This window comes from Aureimonas sp. AU20 (assembly GCF_001442755.1).
Taxonomy (GTDB): domain Bacteria; phylum Pseudomonadota; class Alphaproteobacteria; order Rhizobiales; family Rhizobiaceae; genus Aureimonas.
The window spans coordinates 1,619,758-1,643,728 of the sequence record NZ_CP006367.1 but is presented as its reverse complement, the minus strand read 5'-3'; the positions used below and the strand labels follow the sequence as shown (position 1 = coordinate 1,643,728).

24 protein-coding genes and 1 riboswitch are annotated in these 23,971 nt (G+C 67.6%); of the genes, 9 read left to right on the top strand and 15 right to left on the bottom strand.

The genetic code is table 11. The features are described 5' to 3' along the window. The first annotated feature begins 198 nt into the window (after positions 1-198). A complete protein-coding gene (locus tag M673_RS07200; RefSeq protein WP_061974869.1) occupies positions 199-960 on the top strand; it encodes a gamma-glutamyl-gamma-aminobutyrate hydrolase family protein in 762 nt (253 codons plus the stop codon). A 1-nt stretch (position 961) separates the two neighbouring features. Here the strand turns inward: M673_RS07200 and M673_RS07195 are convergent, their stop codons facing one another. The 4 genes from M673_RS07195 to M673_RS07180 all read right to left on the bottom strand — a co-directional run bounded on the left by M673_RS07195 (position 962) and on the right by M673_RS07180 (position 4,358). Next, positions 962-2,038: a nickel/cobalt transporter gene (locus M673_RS07195; protein ID WP_061974867.1), complete on the bottom strand. Its 1,077-nt coding sequence runs from the start codon at positions 2,036-2,038 to the stop codon at positions 962-964. Positions 2,039-2,095: 57 nt separating this feature from the next. Then, on the bottom strand, positions 2,096-2,767 hold the full coding sequence (locus M673_RS07190; protein WP_061974865.1) for a DUF1007 family protein: 672 nt from the start codon (positions 2,765-2,767) through the stop codon (positions 2,096-2,098). Positions 2,768-2,869: 102 nt separating this feature from the next. Beyond that, positions 2,870-3,397, bottom strand: coding sequence for a L,D-transpeptidase (locus M673_RS07185; RefSeq protein WP_061974863.1), 528 nt, complete (start codon positions 3,395-3,397; stop codon positions 2,870-2,872). Positions 3,398-3,440: 43 nt separating this feature from the next. Next, positions 3,441-4,358, bottom strand: a complete 918-nt coding sequence (locus M673_RS07180) for a LysR family transcriptional regulator (protein WP_061974861.1) — start codon at positions 4,356-4,358, stop codon at positions 3,441-3,443. 530 nt (positions 4,359-4,888) lie between these two features. On the opposite strand from M673_RS07180, the gene odc2 reads away from it, so the two are divergent. After that, positions 4,889-6,022: an ornithine/lysine decarboxylase gene (gene odc2 / locus M673_RS07175; RefSeq protein ID WP_061974860.1), complete on the top strand. Its 1,134-nt coding sequence runs from the start codon at positions 4,889-4,891 to the stop codon at positions 6,020-6,022. A gap of 253 nt (positions 6,023-6,275) precedes the next feature. After that, entirely contained in the window at positions 6,276-6,866 is a 591-nt protein-coding gene (locus M673_RS07170; protein ID WP_061974858.1) for a GNAT family N-acetyltransferase, read from the top strand. Between the two features lie 66 nt (positions 6,867-6,932). On the opposite strand, the gene M673_RS07165 is transcribed toward M673_RS07170, so the two are convergent. Genes M673_RS07165 through M673_RS07155 form a run of 3 tightly spaced genes read right to left on the bottom strand, consistent with a single transcriptional unit; the run spans position 6,933 to position 9,927 of the window. Then, positions 6,933-7,910 (bottom strand): WD40 repeat domain-containing protein, encoded by a 978-nt coding sequence (locus M673_RS07165; RefSeq protein WP_061974856.1) that lies wholly within the window; start codon positions 7,908-7,910, stop codon positions 6,933-6,935. Next, entirely contained in the window at positions 7,910-9,073 is a 1,164-nt protein-coding gene (locus M673_RS07160; protein ID WP_061974854.1) for a CobW family GTP-binding protein, read from the bottom strand. Before M673_RS07160 ends, M673_RS07165 begins: the two co-directional genes overlap by 1 nt. Before the next feature lie 5 nt (positions 9,074-9,078). Next, positions 9,079-9,927 (bottom strand): creatininase family protein, encoded by an 849-nt coding sequence (locus M673_RS07155; protein ID WP_061974852.1) that lies wholly within the window; start codon positions 9,925-9,927, stop codon positions 9,079-9,081. Positions 9,928-10,072: 145 nt separating this feature from the next. On the opposite strand from M673_RS07155, the gene M673_RS07150 reads away from it, so the two are divergent. The 6 genes from M673_RS07150 to M673_RS07125 all read left to right on the top strand — a co-directional run bounded on the left by M673_RS07150 (position 10,073) and on the right by M673_RS07125 (position 15,196). Next, complete coding sequence (locus tag M673_RS07150; RefSeq protein ID WP_148639993.1) at positions 10,073-10,537, top strand: MarR family winged helix-turn-helix transcriptional regulator; 465 nt, start codon at positions 10,073-10,075, stop codon at positions 10,535-10,537. A gap of 121 nt (positions 10,538-10,658) precedes the next feature. Beyond that, complete coding sequence (locus M673_RS07145) at positions 10,659-11,693, top strand: LacI family DNA-binding transcriptional regulator (protein ID WP_061974848.1); 1,035 nt, start codon at positions 10,659-10,661, stop codon at positions 11,691-11,693. A 13-nt stretch (positions 11,694-11,706) separates the two neighbouring features. Beyond that, entirely contained in the window at positions 11,707-12,687 is a 981-nt protein-coding gene (locus M673_RS07140; RefSeq protein WP_061974846.1) for a 2-hydroxyacid dehydrogenase, read from the top strand. Between the two features lie 160 nt (positions 12,688-12,847). Continuing rightward, positions 12,848-13,972, top strand: a complete 1,125-nt coding sequence (locus M673_RS07135; RefSeq protein ID WP_061974844.1) for an autotransporter outer membrane beta-barrel domain-containing protein — start codon at positions 12,848-12,850, stop codon at positions 13,970-13,972. A 12-nt stretch (positions 13,973-13,984) separates the two neighbouring features. After that, positions 13,985-14,530, top strand: a complete 546-nt coding sequence (locus M673_RS07130) for a DUF2867 domain-containing protein (RefSeq protein ID WP_061974842.1) — start codon at positions 13,985-13,987, stop codon at positions 14,528-14,530. Between the two features lie 222 nt (positions 14,531-14,752). Beyond that, positions 14,753-15,196: a hypothetical protein gene (locus M673_RS07125; protein WP_061974840.1), complete on the top strand. Its 444-nt coding sequence runs from the start codon at positions 14,753-14,755 to the stop codon at positions 15,194-15,196. Between the two features lie 51 nt (positions 15,197-15,247). Here the strand turns inward: M673_RS07125 and M673_RS07120 are convergent, their stop codons facing one another. The 8 genes from M673_RS07120 to betC all read right to left on the bottom strand — a co-directional run bounded on the left by M673_RS07120 (position 15,248) and on the right by betC (position 23,931). Continuing rightward, on the bottom strand, positions 15,248-15,922 hold the full coding sequence (locus M673_RS07120) for a GNAT family N-acetyltransferase (protein WP_061974838.1): 675 nt from the start codon (positions 15,920-15,922) through the stop codon (positions 15,248-15,250). Beyond that, complete coding sequence (locus M673_RS07115) at positions 15,919-16,788, bottom strand: alpha/beta hydrolase (RefSeq protein ID WP_061974836.1); 870 nt, start codon at positions 16,786-16,788, stop codon at positions 15,919-15,921. Before M673_RS07115 ends, M673_RS07120 begins: the two co-directional genes overlap by 4 nt. A 209-nt stretch (positions 16,789-16,997) precedes the next feature. Continuing rightward, positions 16,998-17,639, bottom strand: a complete 642-nt coding sequence (locus M673_RS07110; RefSeq protein ID WP_061974834.1) for a 2-dehydro-3-deoxy-phosphogluconate aldolase — start codon at positions 17,637-17,639, stop codon at positions 16,998-17,000. 83 nt (positions 17,640-17,722) lie between these two features. Further along, positions 17,723-19,174, bottom strand: coding sequence for an alpha,alpha-trehalose-phosphate synthase (UDP-forming) (locus M673_RS07105; protein ID WP_061974832.1), 1,452 nt, complete (start codon positions 19,172-19,174; stop codon positions 17,723-17,725). Between the two features lie 5 nt (positions 19,175-19,179). Further along, the gene (otsB, locus tag M673_RS07100; RefSeq protein ID WP_061974830.1) at positions 19,180-19,935 is read right to left on the bottom strand and encodes a trehalose-phosphatase; all 756 of its coding nucleotides are present in this window, start codon (positions 19,933-19,935) and stop codon (positions 19,180-19,182) included. An 89-nt stretch (positions 19,936-20,024) separates the two neighbouring features. Then, the gene (locus M673_RS07095; RefSeq protein ID WP_061974828.1) at positions 20,025-20,633 is read right to left on the bottom strand and encodes an N-acetylmuramidase domain-containing protein; all 609 of its coding nucleotides are present in this window, start codon (positions 20,631-20,633) and stop codon (positions 20,025-20,027) included. A gap of 127 nt (positions 20,634-20,760) precedes the next feature. Continuing rightward, entirely contained in the window at positions 20,761-22,068 is a 1,308-nt protein-coding gene (locus M673_RS07090) for a D-amino acid dehydrogenase (RefSeq protein ID WP_061974826.1), read from the bottom strand. Positions 22,069-22,215: 147 nt separating this feature from the next. Beyond that, a riboswitch (glycine riboswitch) is annotated at positions 22,216-22,305 on the bottom strand. A 102-nt stretch (positions 22,306-22,407) separates the two neighbouring features. Continuing rightward, positions 22,408-23,931 carry a choline-sulfatase gene (betC, locus tag M673_RS07085; RefSeq protein WP_061974824.1) on the bottom strand — a complete coding sequence of 508 codons (1,524 nt, stop codon included), beginning with the start codon at positions 23,929-23,931 and terminating at the stop codon, positions 22,408-22,410. Between the last annotated feature and the right edge of the window lie 40 nt (positions 23,932-23,971).

Here is a 23,971-nt window from a genome sequence, read left to right as displayed (position 1 = left end):
AGATGGCCGGCGGGAGGAACCGGCCGTTAAGCTCCTCGCAGGATTGATTAAAGTTCGGTTAGGGTTAACGAGGTGTTAACGCCGCCCGGCGCCGCCGCCCTGCGGCTGACCCAGGGCTTGCAGGGGCGCCGGGGCGTATGCCATGCGACAGGTTCAGGGCCGAGCGGGCCGATTTTGGCGGGAAAGGTGACAAGTCTCATGAGCGCGAACGGGCTTCTCGTGGCGGTTCCGGCCGATGTCAGGGAGTTCGAGAACTATTCCTGGCACGCCAGCCCCAGCACCTATCTCGCGGCGATCCGGGACGTGGCCGGCGCGCTGCCGGTGATCGTGCCGGCGCTGGCAGAGGAGAGCGATCTCGACCTCCTGTTCGAGCGGATCGACGGCGTGCTCGTCACCGGGTCGGTGTCCAACGTCCATCCCGCGCTTTACGGCGTCGAGCCCAGCCCGGCCCACGAGCCCTTCGACCCCGCGCGCGACCGGCTGTCGCTCGCCATGATCCGCAAGGCGATCGAAGGCGGCGTGCCGCTTCTGGCGATCTGCCGAGGGCATCAGGAGCTGAACGTGGCGCTGGGCGGATCGCTCGCCACCGAGATCCAGGATGCGGCCGGGCGGATGGACCATCGCGCGCCGTCCCATCCCGAGCAGAGCGAGCGCTTCGCGCTTCGCCATCCCGTGAGCCCTGAACCGGGCGGCCGGCTGGCGGGGCTCGTGGGCACGGCGCCCTTCGCCGTCAATTCGCTACATCGGCAGGCGATCGACCGGTTGGCCGACGGGCTTGCGGTCGAGGCGCGGGCCGAGGACGGAACGATCGAGGCCGTGTCGGTGCCCGCCGCCGCAAGCTTCGCGCTCGGCGTTCAGTGGCACCCGGAATATTGGGCAATGAGCGACGCGCCCTCGCGCGCCATTTTCGAAGCCTTCGCCAAGGCCTGCGCCGAGCGCCGCGACGCCCGGCGGCGCTGAATCAGGGCAGCGAGGCCAGGAGCAGTCCGAAGCCGAGAAAGACCAGAAGCAGCGCGCCGGCCAGTTCCAGCGCGGCGCGCAAGGGGCGCAGGCGCGCCGCGCCCTGGCCGAGGCGCAAAACCACGTCCTTCGCCAGGACCGCGAGCGTGGCAAGCGCCGACACGGTGATCGCCGTGCCCAGCGCCATGGCGGCGACCGAGAGCGCGCCGCTGCCGTAGAGGCCGTTGAGCAACGCGAAGGTCAGCACCACGATCGCGCCCGAGCAGGGGCGCAGGCCGATCGCCACCACGGCGGCCAGACCCGAGCGCCAGGAAAAGCCGGCTGCGCTGAGCTCGGCCGGGGCCAGGATATGCGGCCGGCCGCAGTCGCAGGCGTCTCCCGCCGCATCGTCGCAGACATCCGCGCCATAGGCGCCCGAGGCTCGCTGCAGGTGCCGGGGCCGGCGCTGGCTTGCATCGGAGAAGGTGCCTTGCCCGGCGAAGGCCAGCCCCTCCGGCCCCCGTCCCGTCGGACGCAGCAGAAGCGCGAGCGACGGCAGGCGGCGCAGAAGCGCCCGCCCCTTTCGAAGGACCAGCCAAAGGCCGATCAGGCCGACCGAAAGATAGGAGGCGAGTTCCAGACCGAAGGCGACCTTCGTCATCGACATCGACGTGCCGCGCAGCACCACCCAGCCGAAGGCAACGATGAGGCCCGCCGACAGGCCTTGGGCCAGCGCCGAGGCGAAGGACAGTGCGATGCCGCGCTTCAACTCCACCTCGTTGGCGAGCATGTAGGAGGAGATCACAGCCTTGCCGTGGCCCGGCCCGGCGGCGTGGAACACGCCGTAGACGAAGGACAGGCCGACCAGCCAGGACAGCCCGCCCTGCCCGTCCCTGATGCCGACCAGCGCATGGCGCAGATCCACGAAGAAGGCGCGCTGGATGCTGAGGATTTCCATGAAGACCCCGGCCAGCGGTCCGCTCGGCACCGTGGTCACCTCCGCATTGCCGATGCCGAGCGAGGACTGCGCGAGGGCCACCCCGCTGAACAGGCAGAGAAGAACCAGCGTGGGACCGGCAAGGCGCAGGGACGAACGCATGGAGGGGCCTTTCGGGATCGCTCGAAGCAGAAGCCAAGCTTGGGGTTCAGCGCGCTCTCAAGGCGCGCAGGTCACGTCGATGCGCGTCGCCAGAAGCTGCGAGAAGTTCACCCCGTCGTCGGGCAGCTTCTGGTCGGGCTTCAGCATGGAGACCGAGTTCATCCATTCCGACGCGTCGGCGTCCGGGTCCGGCCGCGTGAAGCTCTTCTTGCAGGACTTGGGCAGGTCGAGCAGCTGGTAGCTGTTCTCGTCGGCGAAATCGAAGGCGACGAAATAGCTTTCGTCATAGACCGAGAAGGTGACCTTCTGCTTGGTGAGGTCCACCGGCTCGGCCGGCACCATCTCGAAGAACAGCGTCAGCTGTCCATGGTCGAACAGGCCGCGGATCTGATGCGGCGGCTTCAGCTTGATGTCGCGCCCGCCGATCGACACGAACGTGTAGAACTCCCATTCGGCGATGGAGCCAAGAACGGTCTTGCCGACCTCCTCGAGTTCGGGCGGGTCGAGCTTGCCGTTGCCGTTCTTGTCGAAGTCCACCACGACCGAGGAGGAGAAAAGCTCGTCGAAGCGCCAGATGTTGCGCAGCGAGACGAGCTTGCCCTCCTTGTTCCCGACGATCTCCATCTTCGAATCGGCGAAGACATGGGGGTGGGCGCTCGCCAGACCGGTGGCGGAAAGACATAGAGCCAGCGCGCCAGCGCCCGCCCGCACCATCCGTTTGCGATTCATGCCGCAGTCCCCGTTCGATTCGCTTCGTTGGACGGGCAAAGAACGGCCAAATTGGGGACAAGGCAAGCGGGAGCGCCCCGCTCGCCCCGCCTCGCACCAGCGCTACTGCAGCACCACGACCTGCGCGCCGACATGGACGCGCTCGAACAGGTCTTCCACATCGGCGTTGCGCATGCGGAAGCAGCCGGCGGAGGCGGCCGAGCCGATGGAGTTCGGCGAGTTGGTGCCGTGGATGCGATAGGTGCCCCAGCCCAAATTCATCGCCCGCTTGCCGAGCGGATTGCTGGGTCCCGGGCCGACCGAGACCGGCAGGGTGGGCTTGGCTTCGCGCATGGAGGGCGTCGGCACCCAGATCGGGTTGAGGCGCTTCTTCGACACCCAGCTCGTGCCGAACCACTGCTCGCTCGGCTTGCCCACCGCGATGTCGTATTTCAGCGCCCGCTCGTGGCCGGTGACGAGGAAGAGCTGGCGGGCGCCGGTGAAGACGACGATCGTCCCCGGCTCGTAGTCGCCCAGGAACAGCGTCTCCTGCCGGTCGGCGGTCGGCACGGCGGCAAGAGCCGGCGCAGGGCCGAAGGCGAGGGAAAGGGTGAAAGCGGCGCAAGCGGCAAGTGCGCGGAAGCGGACCATGGACTGACCTCGGATCAAAGCGGCCCCGCCACGACCGAGGCGGTCAAGCGGCGGGCTCGCGACCCGGGCAATTCTTTCGAAACCAGGTTGCCAAGAAGTCAACAAACACGCGCGTTCGCGCCGGCAAATGTCGGCGATGGGGAAAAACCGCGTAGATGCCGGCATCGTGCGGCACGAATTCATCGAGAATCGACACCAGACGCCCGTCGGCGATGTCCTGCCGCACCACGAATTCGGGGATCAGCGCGACGCCGAGGCCGGCCAAGGTCGCGGCGCGAACCGTGTAGGGCGAGTTCGCGGAGAAGCGGCCGGAGACGTTGATGGGAATCGGGTCGCCCGTCTTGGGGTCGCGGAAGGTCCAGTTGTAGAGCGCCTTGGCGTTGGAATCGATCACCGCCGGCATGCGCGAAATTTCGGTGGGATGGGTGGGCACGCCGTGCTCGCGCAGGAATTCCGGCGTCGCGCAGATGGCGAAGTCGAGCTGGCCGAGCCGGCGCGCGATCATCGATGAATCGGTGAGCCGCGTCATGCGGATGGCGACGTCGAAGCCCTCCTCCACCAGATTGACGAAACTGTCGTTGAGATGAAGGTCGAGCGAGATGTCGGGATGGGCGGCCGAGAACTCCACGAGGCTGAGCCCGAGCTCGGCGTCGCCGAACGTGCGCGCGGCGGTCACGCGGAGCGCGCCCTTCGCCTCGCCGGTCGCCTCGCGCGCTTCTTCGTTCAAGGCCGCCAGATCGGCCAGGATGGTGGAGGCGCGCGCCACGTAGATCTCGCCCGCCGCCGTCAGGGCCACCTGCCGCGTGGTGCGGTTGATGAGGAGAACGCCGAGTTCGTCCTCCAGCTCGCGCACGTATTTTGACAGAAGCGCCTTGGAGCGGCCGGTCTTGCGCGCGGCGGCGGAGAAGCCCTCGCTCTCCACCACGGACAAAAAAGCGCGCATCCGGGTCAACGTATCCATCGGCACATGTTCCTTGCCTAAAACCGACCTGTGTTGCCGTCCGACGACACCGGAAGACTGGCTTCCTTAGCAGGTTCACATCCACCGAAGAGGGTGAATTTTTTGCTTGTCTGAGCCGACCGGTGGACTTATATCCGCCTCTGCCCAATGTCGCACGTGCCTGTGGGCGTCCCCCGGTCCTTCGAATGCGAAGATCACCGGGTCGGTCACTGGAGTTTAGTCTCCAGGTCGGTTTCGCTGCTGGCGAAATCGTGGACGCCTTGAAGCAACGACGGTGCGGGCCTTTCTGGTCTCTCCCGGTCTCCATCTCCGGGAATACTGCAGAGGCACACCATCCTTGCCTGAAGTGCGGCGGGTTCAAGCCCTCCAAGCCATGGCACAATCCTCCGTTCCTGCGCGGCCTCCCGGCCGTTCGGACCGGTCGTCTGTCGCGTTTCGCGTTCAGTCCATGAGCGGGGTCTCCACCGGCCGCTCGTGGGGTTGATCGCGTGCGCTCCTCGTCAACCCCCGCGGTTTACCGGAGCTATCCCATGGCCACGCAGCGCATCATCGATTTCCTCGCCACCCGACGTCCCACCGGCCCTTGCCTCGTGGTCGATCTCGACGTGGTGGAAGACAATTACCAGGCCTTCCGTCGCGCGCTGCCCGATTCGGCAATCTACTACGCGGTGAAGGCCAACCCGGCGCCCGAGATCCTGCGCCTCCTCGCCTCGCTCGGCTCCAATTTCGACTGCGCCTCCGTGGCGGAGATCGAGATGGCGCTGAACGCCGGCGCGAGCGCGAACCGCATCTCCTACGGCAACACGATCAAGAAGGAGCGCGATGTCGCGGCCGCCCATGCGCTCGGCGTCTCGCTCTTCGCGGTGGACTGCGTGGAAGAGGTCGAGAAGGTCGCCCGCGCCGCCCCTGGCGCGCGCGTCTTCTGCCGCGTGCTGACCGATGGCGCGGGCGCCGAATGGCCGCTGTCGCGCAAGTTCGGCTGCGTGCCGGCCATGGCGGTGGATGTGCTCACCCATGCCCAGGCGCTCGGCCTGGTCGCCACCGGCGTCTCCTTCCATGTCGGCTCGCAGCAGTGCGACACACAGGCCTGGGACGGCGCGCTGGCGGACGCGGCCTTCGTGTTCAACACGCTGGCCGAGCGCGGCATCACGCTGACGCTCGTCAACATGGGCGGCGGCTTCCCGACCCGCTACCTCAAGGACGTGCCGAGCGCGCAGGCCTATGGCCGCGCCATCTTCGCCAGCCTCTGCCGCCATTTCGGCAACCGCCTGCCCGAGACGATCATCGAGCCGGGCCGGGGTATGGTGGGCGATGCCGGCGTCATCAAGGCCGAGGTCGTGCTCGTGTCGAAGAAGTCGGTGGAAGACGCCAATCGCTGGGTCTTCCTCGACATCGGCAAGTTCGGCGGCCTCGCCGAGACAATGGACGAGGCGATCCGCTATCCCATCGTGACGGCGCGCGACGAGGACCGCAAGGAGCCCTGCGTGCTCGCCGGACCGACCTGCGATTCGGCCGACGTGCTTTACGAGAAGACCCCCTATCCCCTGCCGATCTCGCTGACAGTGGGCGACGAGGTTCTGATCGAGGGCACGGGCGCCTATACGACCACCTATTCGGCGGTCGCCTTCAACGGCTTCGAGCCGCTGCGCTCCTACGTCATCTGATCGTGATGGCGGCGCCGTAAAAGGCGCCGACACCGACTCCAAGAAACCGAGCCCCGCGCCGGTCGCCCTTTCCAGGGCGCAGGTGTTGGGGCCGAACCGATGGCGACGAGGCCGCCCCTGGCCTCGCCTTTTCTTTTGCACGTTTCTGGTCTGGCCGGTGCTCTCAAGCCCCGGCCGGTCGCTTTCGCTCCCGCGCGCGTCGGTCTTCGACTGAGGCGCGAGTTCGTTCGTCCCCCGTTTCGAGGATCGCCCCATGGCCGCGCGTCCCGTTTCCCTGTTCGAACTTCTCCGCGCCCGAGCGGAGGTGCATCTGCGCGCTGAAACGGCGGCGGACCTGACGGCGCGCGAAGCCCTGCTGGACGCGGCCATGGGCACCGGGCGCACGCGCAAATCGTCCGAAGCGATCCGGCGCGGCCGGCTGCCCGCAAGCGGCCTGTCGCTAGTGGCGGAGAGCGAGGACGGCGCGCTGGTCGGCACGGTTCGCCTGTGGAACGTCGCCGCCGGTGTGCGGGACGGCGCGCCCGTCGCCGCGCTTCTGCTCGGCCCGCTGGCGGTCCTGCCTGGTTTCGAAGGATTGGGCATCGGCGCTAGCCTGATGCGCCGCGCCGTGGCGGAGGCCGCCTTTCGCGGTCACAAGGCGATCGTTCTGGTGGGCGATGCGCCCTACTACGAGCGCTTCGGCTTCTGCGCCGAGCACGCCGCCGGCCTCGTCATGCCCGGCCCGTTCGAGCGGCATCGGCTGCTGGGGTTGGAACTCGAACGGGGCGCCCTGCGCCAAGCGGCCGGGCTGATCGTGCCGACGGGGCGGGAGAGCGCGGCCGGCGACCTTGCCGCCGCGGCCTGAGACCAGAGGCCCAGACGCTGCCGGATTAAAGCAAACCCGCCGAGGTCAGCCTCGGCGGGTTTGGCATTAGCCTGCGATGTCGATGACGCCCGCGTCGCCGCTGTCCGAACCGAAAGCGAGAAAGCGGCCCTTCGCGTCCCAGCCGAGCGTTCGCACCACGCCCGAACCGCCGCGCCGCAAGAGCGCTTCCTTCGAGTCGGCGATGCGCACGGCGAGGATCATGCCGTCGGCATAACCGATCGCCACGATGTCGTCGGTCGGGTGGCAGGCGACGGCGGTCACCATCGTGTCGCCGCGCGTGCCGAGTTCCAGCGGCGCCTTGTTCATCGGCCCGTCCTTGGCCGAGAAAGGCCAGAGAATCGCCGCCGGGGCGCCGGAGGTGGCCAGGAACTTCCCCTTGGCGGACCAGGACCAGCTCTTCACCTTGGCTGGATAGCCGGTCATGCGCATGTGCTTGCCGTCTTCCAGCCGCCAGCCATGCAGGGCGTTCTCTTGCATCACGGTGACGAGGAAGCGGCCGTCCGGCGAGAAGAAGACGTCGGAATGCGGCCCCTTCCATTCCAGTTCCTGCGGCTTGGCATCGGTGCCGGCGAAGTAGAGATTGGCGCCGTCATAGCGCGCGGTCGCGAGCCGGAGGCCCTTGGGCGCGAAGGCGACATCCTCCACCGTGCGCGGGTGGGCGAATTCGCGCACCGGCCCCTTGGCCTCGCGCACGAAGGCCGAGCGGCCGGCGGCAAAGCCGAGCGCGCCGCCCGGCCCGCCGGCAACGGCCGTAACCCACTTGCGCCCGGCCGAGCCGAGTTCGGCTTGGCCGGCATCGGGCAGGATGGACACGACGCGCCCGTCCTCCCCGCCCGTCAGCAGGCGGTTGGAGAACGGGTCGAACCGGGCGGTGACGAGGCCGCCCTTGTGCGCCTCCACCACCCGCTCACCGCCGGCGGGAAAGCGCACCGTGCCATCGGACAGGGCGAAGACCGGCGCTTCCCCCAGGAAAAGCGCCGTCTCGACATGATTGTCGAAGCTATAGGGAACGACCTGCGGCATCAGGCGCCGACTGCCTCGCTGGACTTGGCGAGGCACGCCTGGAACTCGCGCTCCAGACGCTTGGCGTCGAGCTCGCGCCCGATGAAGACGAGCCGGCTTTCGCGCGCCTCGCCCTCGCGCCAGGCGCGCTGGTGGTCGCCCTCGATGATCATGTGGACGCCCTGCACGACATAGCGATCGGGATCGCCGGCAAAGGCCATGATGCCCTTGAGGCGCAGGATGTTCGGCCCTTCGGTCTGCGTCAGGTTCTGGATCCAGGGGAAGAACTTGCGCTGGTCCACCTCGCCGCCGCGCAGCGAAACCGAAATCACCGTCACGTCGTGGATCGGCGAAGCCTCGCCATGATGATGATGGTCGTGGTGATCGTGACCATGGTCGTGATGCGCATGGTCGTCATGGCCGTGGGCATGGTGGTCGTGACCATGGCTATGGTCGTGATGATGGTGGTCGTGGTCGCAGTCGGGGCCGCAGACATGGTCGTCATGCGCGTGGGCGGCTTCCTCAAGGAATTCCGGATCCTGATCGAGCACGCGCTTCAGGTCGAAGGCGCCCTGCCCCAGCACGCGGCGCGGGTCGATCGCGGAGCGCTCGCTGCGATGGATCACGGCATGCGGGTTGATGGCGCGAACCGTCGCCTCGACGCGTGCCAGCTCTTCCGGCGTGACGAGGTCGGTCTTGTTGAGAAGCACGACGTCGGCGAAGGCGATCTGATCCTCGGCCTCGCGCGAATCCTTTAGGCGCAGCGGCAGGTGCTTGGCGTCCACCAGCGCCACCACGGCGTCGAGCCGCGTCTTGGCGCGCACGTCCTCGTCCATGAAGAAGGTCTGAGCCACGGGCACGGGGTCGGCGAGGCCCGTCGTCTCCACGATGATCGCGTCGAACCGGCCGGGGCGCTTGGTCAGATTCTCCACCACCCGCACGAGATCGCCGCGCACGGTGCAACAGATGCAGCCGTTGTTCATCTCGTAGATCTCTTCGTCGGTCTCGACGATGAGGTCGTTGTCGATGCCGATCTCGCCGAACTCATTCACGATCACGGCGTAGCGCTGGCCGTGGTTCTCGGAGAGAATCCGGTTGAGCAGCGTCGTCTTGCCGGAGCCGAGATAGCCGGTGAGAACGGTGACGGGAATCTGGTTTTCGGAGCCGCGAGCAGAGTCGGACATCGGGGTCACTCCATGACAGGTCCGCCCGATATAGTCCCGCCTCGTGGCGATTGCACGAGCCCCGCGCCAAGATCGAAGCGGGCGATGTCGCCAAGGAATTCCACGAAGCCCCGCGCCTGATGGTCGGCAATCGCCTCGCCCATCGCCGCCGAGGCCAGCCGGGCGTCGCCCACGGTGCCGACGGGATTGAGATCCTCCGCCAGCCAGCCGAAGCCGAGTCTGCCGTGGGCTCTGAGATGCCGCAGCTCCAGAGCCATATCGCTCTGGCGCGACGGCTGGTCGGCAACGCTTTGCGCCCGCACGAGGTCCGGCCGGAAGGCCAGCATGAGCGCCGTTTCCACCGCGCCGCCGTGAATGCCGACCGCCCGCTCCGCCTCCGGGACGAGCCCGTCCGGCAGACCGAATCGCTGCCAGCCTGCGGTGGCGCAGAGGAGGCCGAAGCGCCGGCGAAGATCCAGTGCGGCCAGTTCCATCACCTGCGTGTTGCCGCCATGCGAGGACACGAAGCACATGCGCTGAAAGCCTGCGCGCGCCAGCCCCTCGCCGATGCGCAGCAGCGTTTCCGCGCCCGTGCGCCAGTCCAAGGACAGCGTACCGGGAAAGCTTCCATGCTCGTGCGAAGTGCCGATCCGCTGCACCGGCAGGACTGTGGCGGCGAGCGTTTCGGGCAGGCGCGCCAGAACCCGCTCCACCATGGCATCGGCGATGATCGCGTCCGTGCCGAGCGGCAGATGCGCCCCGTGCTGCTCGATTGCAGCCAGCGGCACCACGGCGACGGCGCGCGCCAGCGCGGGGCCCAGCGCCGCCAGATCGGCCGTGGTGTTCTCCTCGTAGCGCTGGGCGAGCGTCGGCATGGCGGCCTTCCCTGATTGAACCTCGCCTCGGGTCTTAAGCCCCTTGGGTTTGGCCTGCAAACTGGCGCCGGCTCGGGTTTGCGATGGACTATGACAGGGGCTCCGGTCCATGCTGCCCGTTACACCTGCCAAGCAAGGGAGCGGCATGAGGGGAAAGAAGAACAAGCGGAAACTTCTCAGCCAGTTGACGCTCGCCTCGCGCGCCGCCCGCACCACGCTTTCCGTTCGGCTGGCCGGAGAAGGCCTTCATCCCGGCCAGGACGCCGCGCTTCTCGCCATTGCGGAGGATCGCGGCCTGACCTTGCGCGATCTCGCCGAGAAACTGTCGGTGCGCCCGCCCACCGTCACCAAGACCATCGGCCGCCTCGCCGCGCAGGATCTCGTGGAAAAGCGCGCGGGCACGGCCGAGCGGCGCGGCAGCACGGTGCATCTGACCGAACGGGGCGAATCGCTGGTGGAGGGCGTGCGCCGCGCGCAGGTCGAGACCGAGCGCCAGGCCTTCGCCGGCCTTTCGGCCAAGCAGCGCAAGACCCTGCGCAAGCTCCTGCGCCGCATCGAGCGCAATCTCGGCACGCCGGACGGCGTCGATCTGGCGGAAACCGAGGATTAGCGCGCCCGGCGCATCCGCCCCGCCGCTGCGCAGCTTCCCGCCGGCTCCTGTTGCGCCGGGCTCGGCCAGTCCTTAAACCCTTAGGCCAAGGACAACCGGACGGATGCGGAACGGCGTATAGGTGGCTCAAAAGGTCAAATTATCGACGATCGCCGAAGCGCTCGGCCTTTCAACGGCCACGGTCTCGCTGGCCCTGCGCGACAGCCCGCTCGTGGCGGAAGCGACGCGCGAGCGCATCAAGGAAGAGGCGCGGCAGTCCGGCTATATCTACAACCGACGCGCGGCCAGCCTTCGCACCTCCAAGTCGGGCATCGTCGGCGTCTGCGTCCACGACATCATGAACCCGTTCTACGGCGAGATCCTGAAGTCGGTGGAGGACGAGCTCGGCCGCCATCGCCAGACCTTCATTCTCTGCAACCATTACGACGACCTCGCCAAGCAGCGCGCCTTTCTCGACACGCTGCTGCAGCTCGGCGCCGACGGGCTGATCCTCTCGCCCGCCATCGGCACGCCGCCCTCCGACATTCATCTGGCCGAGACCAACGACCTGCCGGTGACGCTGATCGCCCGCACCGTCGAGGGTTCGGGCGTCACCTCCTTCCGAGGCGACGACACCTACGGCATGTCTCTCGTGGTGCGCCATCTCATCGAGGAAGGGCATCGCAAGATCGCGCTGATCGGCGGCACCGACCAGACCTCGACCGGGCGCGACCGCCAACGCGGCTACCAGAACGCGCTGGAAGAGGCCGGCCTGGAAGTGCGGCCGGAATGGTGGATCAGGGGGCCGCGCTCGCGTCATTCCGGCTTCGACGCGGCGCGGGACTTTCTGGCGCTGCCGGACCGGCCGGACGCCGTGGTCTGCTTTTCCGATCTCGTGGCGCTCGGCCTCATGTACGGCCTGTCGCGCGCCGGCTTGCGGCCGGGGGTCGACATCGCCGTCTGCGGCTATGACGATATCGACGAGGCGGCCATCGCCATGCCTCCGCTCACCACCGTTTCCAACGGCCAGAGCGAGGTCGGCGAGCGGGCCGCGGGCGCCCTCCTCGCCCGGCTGAACGGCGAGCCGGCCGTGGAGCGAGTGGAACTCATCAAGCCCGAGCTCCGTATCCGTCGCTCCAGCCGGCTGTCGCTCGGTACCGATCTCACCAAGTCCTGAAAGGACCCAAGCCTTGCTCTCCGACACGAAGCCTCCCGTTCTCGTCTTCGGCCCCTACAATGCGGATGGTCTGGCCGAACTCGAACGCCGCTTCACGGTCCGCCATCTCAAATCGCGCGATCTGTCGGAGTTGAGCGAGGGCGAGCGCGGCGCGGTGAAGGCCGTGGCCGTCGCCGGCCATCTGCCGAACGAGGCGATGGACGCCCTGCCGGCGCTGGAGATCGTCGGTCATTTCGGCGTCGGCTATGACGGGGTGGACGCCGCCCATGCGGCCAGGCGCGGCATCGCCGTCACCAATACGCCGGATGTTCTGACCGACGAAGTCGCCGACACGGCCGTCGCGCTCCTTCTCATGGTGGTGCGTGAGCTGCCCCAGGCGGAGGCCCATGCCCGCTCCGGCGAATGGGAGCACAAGGGACCCTATCCCCTCACCCGCTTCTCCCTGCGTGGCAAGACGGTCGGCATCATGGGTCTCGGCCGGATCGGCCTTGCCATCGCCAAGCGCCTGGAAGGCTTCGGCGTCGACATTCGCTACCACAACCGCTCGCAGCGGGGCGATGTTGGCTATCCCTACGACGCGAACCTCACGGCGCTGGCGCAGGCCTCCGACATTCTCCTCAACGTTGCGCCGGGCGGGGCCTCGACGGACAAGGCGATCGACGCCGAAATCCTGCGCGCGCTGGGGCCGGACGGCATTCTGGTCAATATCGGGCGCGGCTCGACCGTGGACGAGGCGGCGCTGATCGAGGCACTGGAACAGGGCACGATCGCCGCTGCTGGGCTCGACGTCTTCGCAGACGAGCCCCGGATTCCCGAGCGCTTGCGCCGTCTCTCCAACACCGTGCTCCTGCCCCATGTCGCCTCGGCCTCACGCGACACCCGCATTCTCATGGGCAATCTGGTGGCGGACAATCTGAGCCGATGGTTCGCGGGCGAAGCGCTGGAAACGCCCGTACCGGAAAGCGCCAAGGCGGGCTTGACCCGCCGTCCTTAAGCGAGGGGCGCGGCCGGGTTTCGATGGGTTAACAAAGACTTAAAACCGGCCCGCCCGTGCCGCATGGCTGAGTCCCACGCTTGAGGGTTCCGCGTCTGCCAGCCTTGCGCCATATTGCGCTGCGATAAATACCCTCTATCGAAACGCAAGGGAGCGGTTGATGACCGACACCTTACGCTCGACCGTCTTCGTATCGCCCCGCCGGCTGGCGTACAGCGCGGCCCTCGCCCTCGCAGGCGCTTTGCTTACGGCCTCTCCGAGCTTCGCGGCGCAGACGGTGGAGGGCTCGACAAGCCTTGCCGCCGATCTCGCCTCCGCCACCATCGCGCGCCTGGGCGAGCGGATGGAGGAGGTGCGCGACCCCGAGCAGACCCGCAACACCGATCTCGACCTGACGCTGCGCATCGCGGCGCCGGACGCCGACCGCACGCTGGCGCCCTTTCTGGACGCCGTACCCATGCCGGTCTTGCCGAGCCTTTATCTCGGCGAGGAGTTCAATGCGCGCGAGACGCCAAGCCGCGCGCTGGAAATCCGCCGCAGCGCCGAGAGCCGGACCGCGCTCAATCTCTGGACAACCGGCGAAGTCGAGATGGGGCGCGACGGATCGGGCATGCTCGACGGCGGGCGGAGCCTCGCCGGCCTGTCGGGCGGATTCGACCTGTCGCTGTCCAACCGCACCTCGCTCGGCATGGCGCTGGGGCTCGACCAGCGTATCGGCGATTCCACCGTCAGCGCATTAAGCCTTGCCACCTATGGCAGTTTTCACCCCACCGCCCGCACCTTCGTGGACGTGGTGGCGGGCGCCTCGCGCCTCGCGGAAGCCCGCAGCCTGGACGCGCCCGCCTTTGTCGGCGGGCTGGCCCAGGGCTTCGGCGCCCTCACCTTCGGCTACGAGCACCGTCGCGGCGCCTGGATGATCTCGCCTTATGGCCGCGCGCAGGTCTCGCGCCTCGGCGCCGATCTCCTGCCCGCGCTGAACGGCGCGACGGTCGGCGCCAGCAAGGCGACCGCGATCGCGGGCCTTCGCACGGACTACACGATGAAGGCCTATGGCCTCTCCTTGCGTCCGGGCTTTCGCGTCGAGCTGAACCGCGATCTGTCGCAGGCGCAGATGCGCGGGCAGGACGATGTCTTCGGCCGCTCGGGCTTCGCCAGCCTCACCTTCACGCCCGGCATCCGCGCCGACATCACGCCGGACTGGAGCGCCCGGATCGAGCACAAGACGATCTGGGAGAACGCTTCACCACGTTCGTCCATGGAAATGAAGATCAGCGGCAAGTTCTGAGCCACCCCCTCCATGTCCCTGTCGCTCCATTATCTCCCCGACGCGCAATTCACCGAGACGCATTCGATCGCGATCCAGGCCGAGCCCAGCGGCATTCTGGACGCGGTGGAGCGACTGGCGCCGAGCGACGATCCCCTCGTGGCGCGCCTCATGGGCCTTCGCGAGGTGCCGGCGCGGCTCCTCGGCCTTCTCGACCCGTCCGATCCATTCGGCCTGCACAATTTCGTTCGGCTGGAGCGCACGATAAGCGAACTGGCGTTCGGGCTGGCGGGTCGCTTCTGGCGGCCGGATTTTGGCCTGGTTCGGCTCGACAGCGCCGAGGCCTTCCGCGCCTTCGCGGAGCCGGGCGTTGCCAAACTGGTTCTGTCCTATACGGTGGAACCTGCCTTGCCACAGATCATGCAGCTGACCACGCGCACCCGCGTGTTCTGCCCCGACCTTGCGACGCGGCTGAAGATGATGCCCTATTGGCTGGCGATCCGCCCTGTGAGCGGGCTGATCCGCAAGCGGACCCTTCGCCTCGTGAAGGCCAAAGCCGAACGTCTCCGTCAGGCGTAAAGGCCGATCTCCGATGGCCGAGAGCGGGATCGCACCTTCGCACTTGCGAAAAATGTGTTGCAAATGCGTTTCGTTAACCTTCAGGTAAGATTAATGGAGTGATACTGGCTCTCCAGCGGGCATGGTCAGGACAGCGATCAGCCGCCCGCCTCGATTTTCAGGACACCCGCTTTGGCGAGCCGATGGCTCGCCGCTCGGTGCCTGTGCCGCAGGAGATCGAATATGAGATTCGCCCCCGTCGCTCTCGTCGTCGGATTCGCGGGTACGATTCTGGCTTCCTACCTCCAGGGGCCGGCCGTTGCCTCGACCGACAGTCTCGTGGCCGCCATGTCCCCCTCGCCCGAGATCACGGCGTCGATCGCCGCGGACGCCCAGGGCGCCGACGCCGAGGCGCTCCGCCTCATCGACCTGCGCAACGGCGCAAGCTGCAAGGTCAACGGTCCGGTGGATTCGGACGGTCCGCACCGCCTGCCCATCGGCCCGGCCTGCGCCAAGTCGCCCGATCTCGCCCGCGTCGCCTATTGGGAAACCAAGAATGACGGCTCGCTGGTCATGACCGACCACCAGGGCGAGACCGTCCTGGAATTCATGCCGGGCGATGGCGTTCTCTACGAATCCGTCTATCCCAGCAACGCGCTGATCACGATCGTCCCCGCGCGCAGCTAAGCTTCGCCCAAGTGCAGGAGACGGACGGCGCCTTCGGGCGCCGCGTTCGTTTCAGCCCTCGCGGCACGCTTCGAGGGAGCGGATCTGGTGCCCCTCGCCGTTGAAATTCTCGTCCGCCAGCCAGCGCTCGAACCCGGCCTTCACGCCGGGCCATTCCGTGTCGGTGATCGAGAACCAGGCCGTGTCACGGTTGCGGCCCTTCACCACCATGTGCTGGCGGAACAGGCCCTCGTAGCTGAAGCCGTAGCGCTCGGCCGCGCGGCGCGACGGGGCATTGCCGCTGTTGCATTTCCATTCCAGGCGGCGATAGCCCAGCTCGTCGAAGACGCGGCCATAGAGGAGCGCGAAGGCCTCCGTCGAAGCGCGGGTCTTCTGCAGGCCGGGGCTGAGGCAGATATGGCCGATCTCCGCCACGCCGTTCGCAGGGTCGAGGCGCATCAGCGCTGCGACGCCGGCCGCCTTGCCCGTGTCGGCGGGGATAATCGCGTGAAATTTCGGGTCGGCGCCGAGATAGGTCGCCTCGGCAAAGCGATGGAAGCTCTCGGCTCCGTCGAACGGGCCATAGGCGAGATAGTCCCAAAGCTGGTCTTGACCGCGAAACCCCGCCTCCAGATCGGCGAAATGCCTGGTGTCCACCAAGGGCTCGACCCGCACATGGCGCCCGATCAACGGCGCATCTCCCGGCAGGCGTCTGGGCGTCCAGGTCGCGAGGGGGGCGTCGGTCATCGGGAATGGGCCTTCAGGAAGAGAATCACGCGGTCGCGAAGCGCAGGGTTGCCGAGCGGCAGCGCCGTGGCAAGGGAGCTGACCGCGCCGATATGGTCGAGACCGGGGTAATACTGCGTTTCGACCCGGCCGCCCTTGGCCTCGATCGCCCGTGCCATGGAGCGCGTCTCCTCGGGGTTTACGGTGGTGTCGGCCAGCCCCGCGATCAGCAGCGCGGGGGCCTCGCGTCCGTCGGGAAAGCGAACCGGCTGACTGTCGGCCCGCGTCGCGGGCGGGAAGATCGCCTTGTAGCGCTCTTCCTGGATCGGCAGGAAATCGTAGGGGCCGGCAAGGCCGACGAAGCCGGCGAGATCGTGCGCCTTCAACCCGACGCGGGCGAGATAGCGCTCGTCGAAGGCGAGCAGGCCGGCAATCTGCGCGCCGGCGGAATGGCCCATCAGAAAGAGCGGGTGCCGCCCGGCAGGGATGCCCTGGCCGCCATCGCGCGCGAGCTTGGCGACGACGGCCGTGGCCTTCGCACCATCCTCCACGAAGCCGGGGAAGGTGACTTGCGGATAAAGCCGATAGTTGGGAATGGCCACGACGAAGCCGGCCGAGGCCAGCGACTGTCCGACGAAGGGATAAAGCGCCTTGGAGCCACCGTCCCAGCTTCCGCCATGGATGAAGACGACCACCGGCGTCGTCGCCGTCGTGCCGTTCGGCACGTAGAGATCATAGGTGCCGCGATCCCCCGGCGCGTAGCGGAGATCGCGCACCGTCTCGAACCCGGCCCGGGAGGTGACGGCGTTGAGAAAGGCCGGGGCGGAGCAGCCGGCGAGGACGCAAAGGGAGACGAGACCGAGGAGACGGGGGAGAAAGCGCGACATGACCGATCCGGCTGGAGACGACCGGGCCGAACATGGCGCGGCGACGGCCGAAAGCCAGCGGCAATGCCGCGCGAACGAAAGGGTCGCAGGCGAGCTAGCCAGGGTGCCGGCCTTCGCGTCTCGTCCGTCTGGGTCGAGGCAGGGCCGGCAATGACCGGCCGGAAGCGGAGAGAGACGCCCCCTCCCCGCCGGCACCGCCTCTTGAAGCGTCAGCGCGTGCGCAGCGCCGACGCCTCGCGGGCGAGCTGGGTGATCGTGTCGAAACGGCCCTCGGCGATCATGTCCTTGGGCGCGATCCAGGAGCCGCCGACGCAGACGACGTTCGGCAGCGCCAGATAGTCCGACACATTGCTGGGGGACACGCCGCCGGTCGGGCAGAAGCGGATCGCCTTGAAGACGGGGGCGAGCGACTTGAGGTAGGGAATGCCGCCCAGCTGCTCGGCCGGGAAGAACTTCAGGATCTCGTAGCCCTCCTCGATCATCGCCATGAGCTCGCTCGGCGTCGCCGCGCCCGGCAGAAGCGGCACTTCGGAGGTCTTCGCGGCGTCCAGCACCTCGTGCGTCGTGCCGGGCGAGACGATGAAGCGCGAGCCGGCCTCGACCGCCTCGTCGAACTGGCGCGGCGTCAGGATCGTGCCCGCGCCGCAGATGGCGCCCGGCACGTCGGCCGAGATGGCGCGGATCGCGTCCAGCGCGGCGGGCGTGCGCAGCGTCACCTCGATCGCCGGCAGGCCGCCCTTCACCAAGGCTTCGGCGAGCTTCACGCCGTCGGCCGCGCTTTCCACCGCGACCACGGGCATGACCGGCTGGGCTTCCAGGATTTCAAGCAACGCATGGGTCTTCTGGGTCATGGCTCCGGTCCCTTCGGGCGGCTGTGCGGTGGGTTCCCGCTTCCTTAGACCATCCCCGCCCGTGCCGAAACAGGGCAGTTTCGTCAGCGCGCTGGCGAGCCCCCGAAGCCGAAACGATGCCACCAGGAGCGCGGCTGGAGATCGCGCTCGTGCCCGTCGTCCAGCACCGCCAGGAAGCTCTCGCACCAGTGCTGCGCGGTGTTGGTGAAGACGCGCTCGCGCATCGCCTCGTGGCGCCTGCGCCGCTCGTCCAGCGGCATGGCGACGGCGCGCGACAGGGCCCTAGAAATATCGTCGGTGGAATAGGGATTGACGATCAGGGCTTCCGGCATCTCGGCCCAGGCGCCGGCGAAGCGCGACAGGATCAGGACGCCGGGGTCCTCGGGGTCCTGCGCGGCGATGAACTCCTTGGCGACGAGATTCATGCCGTCTCGCAGCGGCGTTACCATGCAGATCTGCGCGGCGCGGTAGATGCCGGCCAGAGCCCGGCGCGTGAACCCGTTGACCATGATCTGGATCGGGTTCCAGTCGAGCGTCGCGAAGCGGCCGTTGATGTTGCCGGCCAGCCCCTCCAGCTCGACGCGCAGCTCGGCATAGGCTTCCAGTTCGGAGCGCGACAGCGGCGCGACCTGAAGGAACTGCACGTTGCCACGCTGCTCCGGCTCGTCCTCCAACAGCTGCTCGAAGCCGCGAAAGCGCTCCGGCAAGCCCTTGGAATAGTCCATCCGGTCGACGCCGACGATCTGGTGCCGGCCGCGCGAGATCTCGCGCACCATGGCCTCGTGCTCGCGCGCCTCGTCGGACTTGGCGAACTCGGCAAAGCCATGCGCATCGATGCCGATGGGAAAGGCGGAGGCGCGCACGATGCGGCCGTCCTGCGTGCGCACGCGGTCGCCGTCGATATCCTCGGCGCCCAGTTCCTGCACACAGAAGGCCACGAAATTGCGCCGGTCGCCCTCGGTCTGGAAGCCGACGACATCATAGTCGAGCATGGCGCGCACGAGATCCTGGCTGCCCGGCAGGGCGGAAAGGAGGTCGGGCGGGCAGAAAGGAATGTGAAGAAAGAAGCCGAGCCGCCCGTCGTAGCGGCAGCGCCGAAGCTCCGTGCCCATGAAGAAGAAATGATAGTCGTGAATCCAGACGAGATCGTCCGGTGTCAGCAGCGGGCAGAGCCGTTCGGCGAAGCGCCGGTTCACGTCGCGATAAACGCGCGCCGTGGCCCTGTCGAAGGAGGCGATGTCGAGCCGGTAATGCAGGAGCGGCCAGAGCGAGCGGTTGGCATAGCCGTAGTAGAACCCGTCCAGCTCTTCCACGCTCATGTCGATCGTGGTCAGCGAGGTGTGGCCGTGGGTCTCGATGCGATAGTCGCTGCTCGTCCCCTCCTCCGAGGTTTCCCCGCTCCAGCCGAACCACAATCCGCCGCGCCGGCGCAGGGCGTCGGCCAATCCCACCGCGAGCCCTCCGGCCTTGCCCTCGTCGCTCAGCGGACCGACCCGGTTCGATACGACGACGAGCCGCTGGTTGGTGTCGCCCATGGATGTCATTCCCCTTCGAATTCCTCGGAGGCCTCGGGCCTCCCGACGCCCAGCCAGCGATGGACCGAGTCCACCGAGGCCAGGCGATACTCCGCTTCGGTCGCCCCCTCGCCGACCTTCACCGAAATTCCTCCGAGCTTTCGCACGGCATAGAAGCCGAATTCGTCGGTCGTGTCGTCACCGAGATAGATCGGCACACGGCCCTGGAAGGGCGCATGGGCCATCAGGGCCTCGATCGCCTTGCCCTTGTCCATGCCGGCCAGATGCACCTCGACGATGTTGTCGCCCTTCATCACGGCAAAGCCCAGCTGCTCGTCCACGGCGGCCGAGACGAGGCGGATCGCCGCTTCCTGAAGCTCGGGATGGCCGCGATAATGGACGACGAGAGCGGTCTTCTTGTCTTCCAGCCGCAGGCGCGGCTCTTCAACGACGCCGGCCGAAAGCGCCACGCGCAAGGGATCGAGCCCCTCCGGGCCGGCAAGCGGCACGACCGGCTCGCCCGGCCCGTCGCGCCGTTCCAGCCCATGCACACCAGCGGCGGCAAAGCGCAGCGGCCGCAGGAAATGGTCGAGATCAACGATGCGTCGGCCGCTGACCACGGCGAAGGCGCCCTGGCAGGCGTCTTGGATTTCGCCCAGACGCCGAACGGCCTCGGGGGAAAGAACGACCTTCGAGGGGTCGTCCACAAGGTCCACGAGCGTTCCGTCGAAGTCGATGAACAGCGCATGGCGGGCGGGGTCGATCGGAGGCGGAAGGTTCATGCCACCCGAGATAGGCCCTTTTGCCGATTCGGGAACATGGTTCCGCCAGAGAAAGGACGCCGTCTCGCCGCCCTTCGGCTGCCGGTCGCTCAAGCCACAGGCGAAGCCAGCGCGCGCGAGGCCTGCCGCCAGGCGCTGGCGATCTTGCCGTCATAGCCGTTGGCGGCGAAGCCCGGGCCGTTGTAGAGACGCGCGAAGCCAGCCCAGTCCGCGCTCTCAAACCGCTCCACGAAGGGGCCGGTCTTCAAGAAGCGCGCGACGATATCGAACTGGCCCTCGGCCGACTGTCGCGCCCGCTCCGCCATCTCGCCCGCGCCGGCAAAGCCGAGCTTGCGCCAATGCGAGCCCATTACCTGCCCCAGACCCCAGGACGTCGCCTCGAAGGCCGCCTCGGCGTCGATCGCGGCCGCCTGCGACAGGAGACGCCAGCGTGCCTCCTGGCCGGCCGGGTTGCGGATCGCGCCCGCGCGCAGCGAGGACAGGCCCGCCAGCCGCGCGATACGGCGCTTGTCGCCGTCCAGCAGCCGGTCGAAATAGTGCCCCTCGAAGCGGATCAGAGGCTCGCGCCGCTCGCCGACGGGCGCGAAGGCCCGGGCGTTGGTCTCCACCAGAGAAACGGCGACGAGCACAGCGGCGCTGACGCCGCTTCGCGCCTCCACGGCCCGCGCGGCATCCAGAACTTCGCTTGAGATCGACATGAAAATCCCCATCCGTTGAACGGCGGCCAGGATGGGGCCGCGCCAAGGGAGGGGGACAAATCGGGGATAGATCATGCAAAGCCTGCCGCAGGCGCCAAGATCAAAGGCGCCTGCGGCAGGGGTCGGATCAGGCGGCTTCCCGCTCGGCTTCCTTGCGCACGGCGTCCACCGGCTTCAACTCGCCGCGAACGGGCGTGCCGGAGGCCTTGTAGTCGCCCGCGACTTCCGCCGCGATCGTGTCGGCCGTGATGGCCGAGAGCGTCCAGCCGAGATGGCCGTGGCCGGTGTTGTAGTAGACGCCCTTGGCCTTGCCGCGGCCGACGCGGGGCAGCATGTCGGGCATCATGGGCCTGAGGCCCGCCCAGGGCACGACCGAGGCGGTGGACACGCCGGGGAAGCGGTAGCGGCACCAGTCCACCAGCGGCTTGATGCGTGCCATGCGAATGTCGCGGTTCTCGCCGGCGAACTCCGCCGTGCCGGCGATGCGCAGCCGGTCGCGGCCGAGGCGGCTGGTGACGATCTTGGCCTTGTCGTCGAGCAGCGAAACGAAGGGCGCGCCCTCCTGGCTGGCTTCGTCCTCGAGGTTCACGGTGATGGAATAGCCCTTCACGGGATAGACGTTGACCCGGTCGCCCAGCATGGCGGCAAAGCGGCGCGAGGCGACGCCAGCGCAGATCACGGCGCCGTCGAAATCCTGCCGAGCGGGCTCGGCTTCCGTGCCCGCCTTGCGCGAGAACACGGCGACGCCGCCGCCTTCGCGCGTGGAAAGCTGGGTGATGTCGGCCTCGTAGCGGAAGGTGACGCCCTTGCGCGCGCAGGCGTCCGACAGGCGGCGTGTGTATTTGTGGATGTCGCCGGTGAAGTCGCTCTCGGTGAAGAAGCCGCCATGGAACGTGCCGGCGAGGGCCGGCTCGATCTCGTGAATGCCGGCATCGTCGAGGACGCGGCGCTCGAGCCCGCCCTTCTTGTAGAGCTCGTTTACGCGTAGCGCGTTCTTGAACTCGGATTCGGTCTCGTAGACATGCAGGATGCCGCGTTTCACGAGGTCGAACTCGAAGCCCTCGCGCTCGGCCATCTCGATGAGATGGCGGCGGGCGGCGATCGCCATCTTCACGGTCGCGATCGTGTTCTCCTCGTAGGAGCGCGCGGCGAGCACGAACTCGGCCATCCAGGAGAGCTTGTGCCAGGAGGGGCTGGGATGGACGAGCAGCGGCGCGTCCTTCTTCAGCATCCACTTGATACCCTTGAGGAACGTCGCGGGCGAGTTCCAGACCTCGGCATTGGAGGCCGAAAGCTGGCCGCCATTGGCGAAGGAGGTTTCCATGGCTGAATAGGCGTTGCGGTCGAAGACCGTCACGTCGAGGCCCTGGGAAAGGAGCTTATAGGCAGTGGTCACGCCGGTGATGCCGGCGCCGATAACGGCAATAGAGGTCACGATTCTTCCTTCGCCCGAACATTTCGGGTCTGGTCGTGCCCCTCCGTCATTGGCCTGAGAGTTTCACGGAACCGGGATCATCCCCCATTCCGCTTTCTCCTTCGGCGGACGGCCGCGCAAAGGCGCCGTCACTCTCCGGATGTGTTTTCGCGCCGAGCGGTCCTTTTGCCTGAGAGTTTCCGGGGCGGTTGCTCCTTCGGCGCCGACCTTTCGGCCGGTCTCTCCCGCATGCGGCGATATGGACTTTAAGATACGCGACATCCCATGCCGCAGCAAGCACGAAGCGCCGGCATTTCCTGCCTGGGTTCAGGCACTCTGCCTGCAAAAGCGGCAGGCGCGCTATTCCCCGCGCGGGAAGCGCTGCGACTCCTCCAGAATGTTCAGGTCCATGTGGTTGCGCATGTAGCGCTCGGAGGCTTTCTGCAGCGGCTGGAAGTCCCAGGGGTAATAGGCGCCGTTGCGCAGCGCCTCGTAGGTGACGTGGCGGCGCGCCTGGCTCTGGCGCACGTCCCGGTCGAAGCGGTCGAGATCCCAGAGCGACCCGGCGCGAGCGCGAAACGCCTCCAGAACGTCCCTCTGGGCGGGATCGCCCGCGAGATCGCGCAGCTCCTTCGGGTCGGCGTCGAGATCGAAGAGCTGGTCCGGGTCGGCGGCGCAGCGCGTGTATTTCCAGCGCCCCTCTCGGATCGCCACCATGGGCGCGACCGATCCCTCCGCCGCATATTCCATCGGCACCGCCTCGCGCCGCTCACCGCGCGCTACCGTGTCCAGCAGCGAGACGCCGTCGATCCACTCGGCGCCCGAGCCGAGGTCGATGCCGGCGAGATCGGCCAGCGTCGGCAACACGTCGAGGGTGGAGACCGGGGTCGGGAAAGCGCCCGGCGCAAGGCCGGGCGCGGCCACCATGAGAGGCACGCGCGCCGAGCCCTCGAAGAAGTTCATCTTGAACCAGAGGCCGCGCTCGCCCAGCATGTCGCCATGGTCGGAGACGAAGAGGATCGCGGTGCTGTCCAGCATCCGCGTGGCGTCCAGCACCTCGATCAGCTCGCCCACCTTCTCGTCGATATAGGAGATGTTGGCGTAATAGGCCCGGCGCGAGCGGGCGATCATCTCGTCGGTGATGGCATAGTCGGCATCGTTGCAGGCCGTCATCAGGCGCTGCGAATGCGGGTCCTGCTGATCGAAGGGAATGCGCCCGACCTCGGGCAGGAGATGCGGCGCGTCCTCGTAGAGATCGAAGAAGCGGCGGCGCGCGACATAGGGGTCGTGAGGGTGAGTGAAGGAAACGGTGAGACAGAAGGGCCGTTCGTCCTGCGCGCGGCTGAGATCATAGAGCCGCGCCTTGGCGTGATAGGCGACCTCGTCGTCATATTCGAGCTGGTTGGTGATCTCCGCCACGCCCGCGCCCGTCACCGAGCCGAGATTGTGATACCACCAGTCGATGCGCTCGCCGGGCTTGGCGTAGTCCGGCGTCCAGCCGAAATCGGCGGGGTAGACGTCGGTGGTCAGGCGCTCCTCGAACCCGTGCAGCTGGTCCGGCCCGACGAAGTGCATCTTCCCCGAAAGAATGGTGCGATAGCCCGCGCGGCGCAGATAATGCGCGAAGGTCGGGATGTCGGAGGCGAACTCGGCGGCGTTGTCGTAAACGCGCGTCTTGGACGGCAGCTGCGCGCTCATGAACGAGGCACGCGCCGGGGCGCAGAGCGGACTTGCCGTATAGGTGTTGACGAAGCGGGCCGAGCGAGCCGCCAGCGCCTTGAGGTTCGGCGCGTGGAGAAAGGGCGCCGGCCCGTCGGGAAACAGCGTGCCGTTCAGCTGGTCCACCATGATGACGAGGATGTTGGGGCGGCGCGCGGCGGTCATGGCGGGTCTTTCGGGCTTTCAGGACATGAAATCGGCGGCG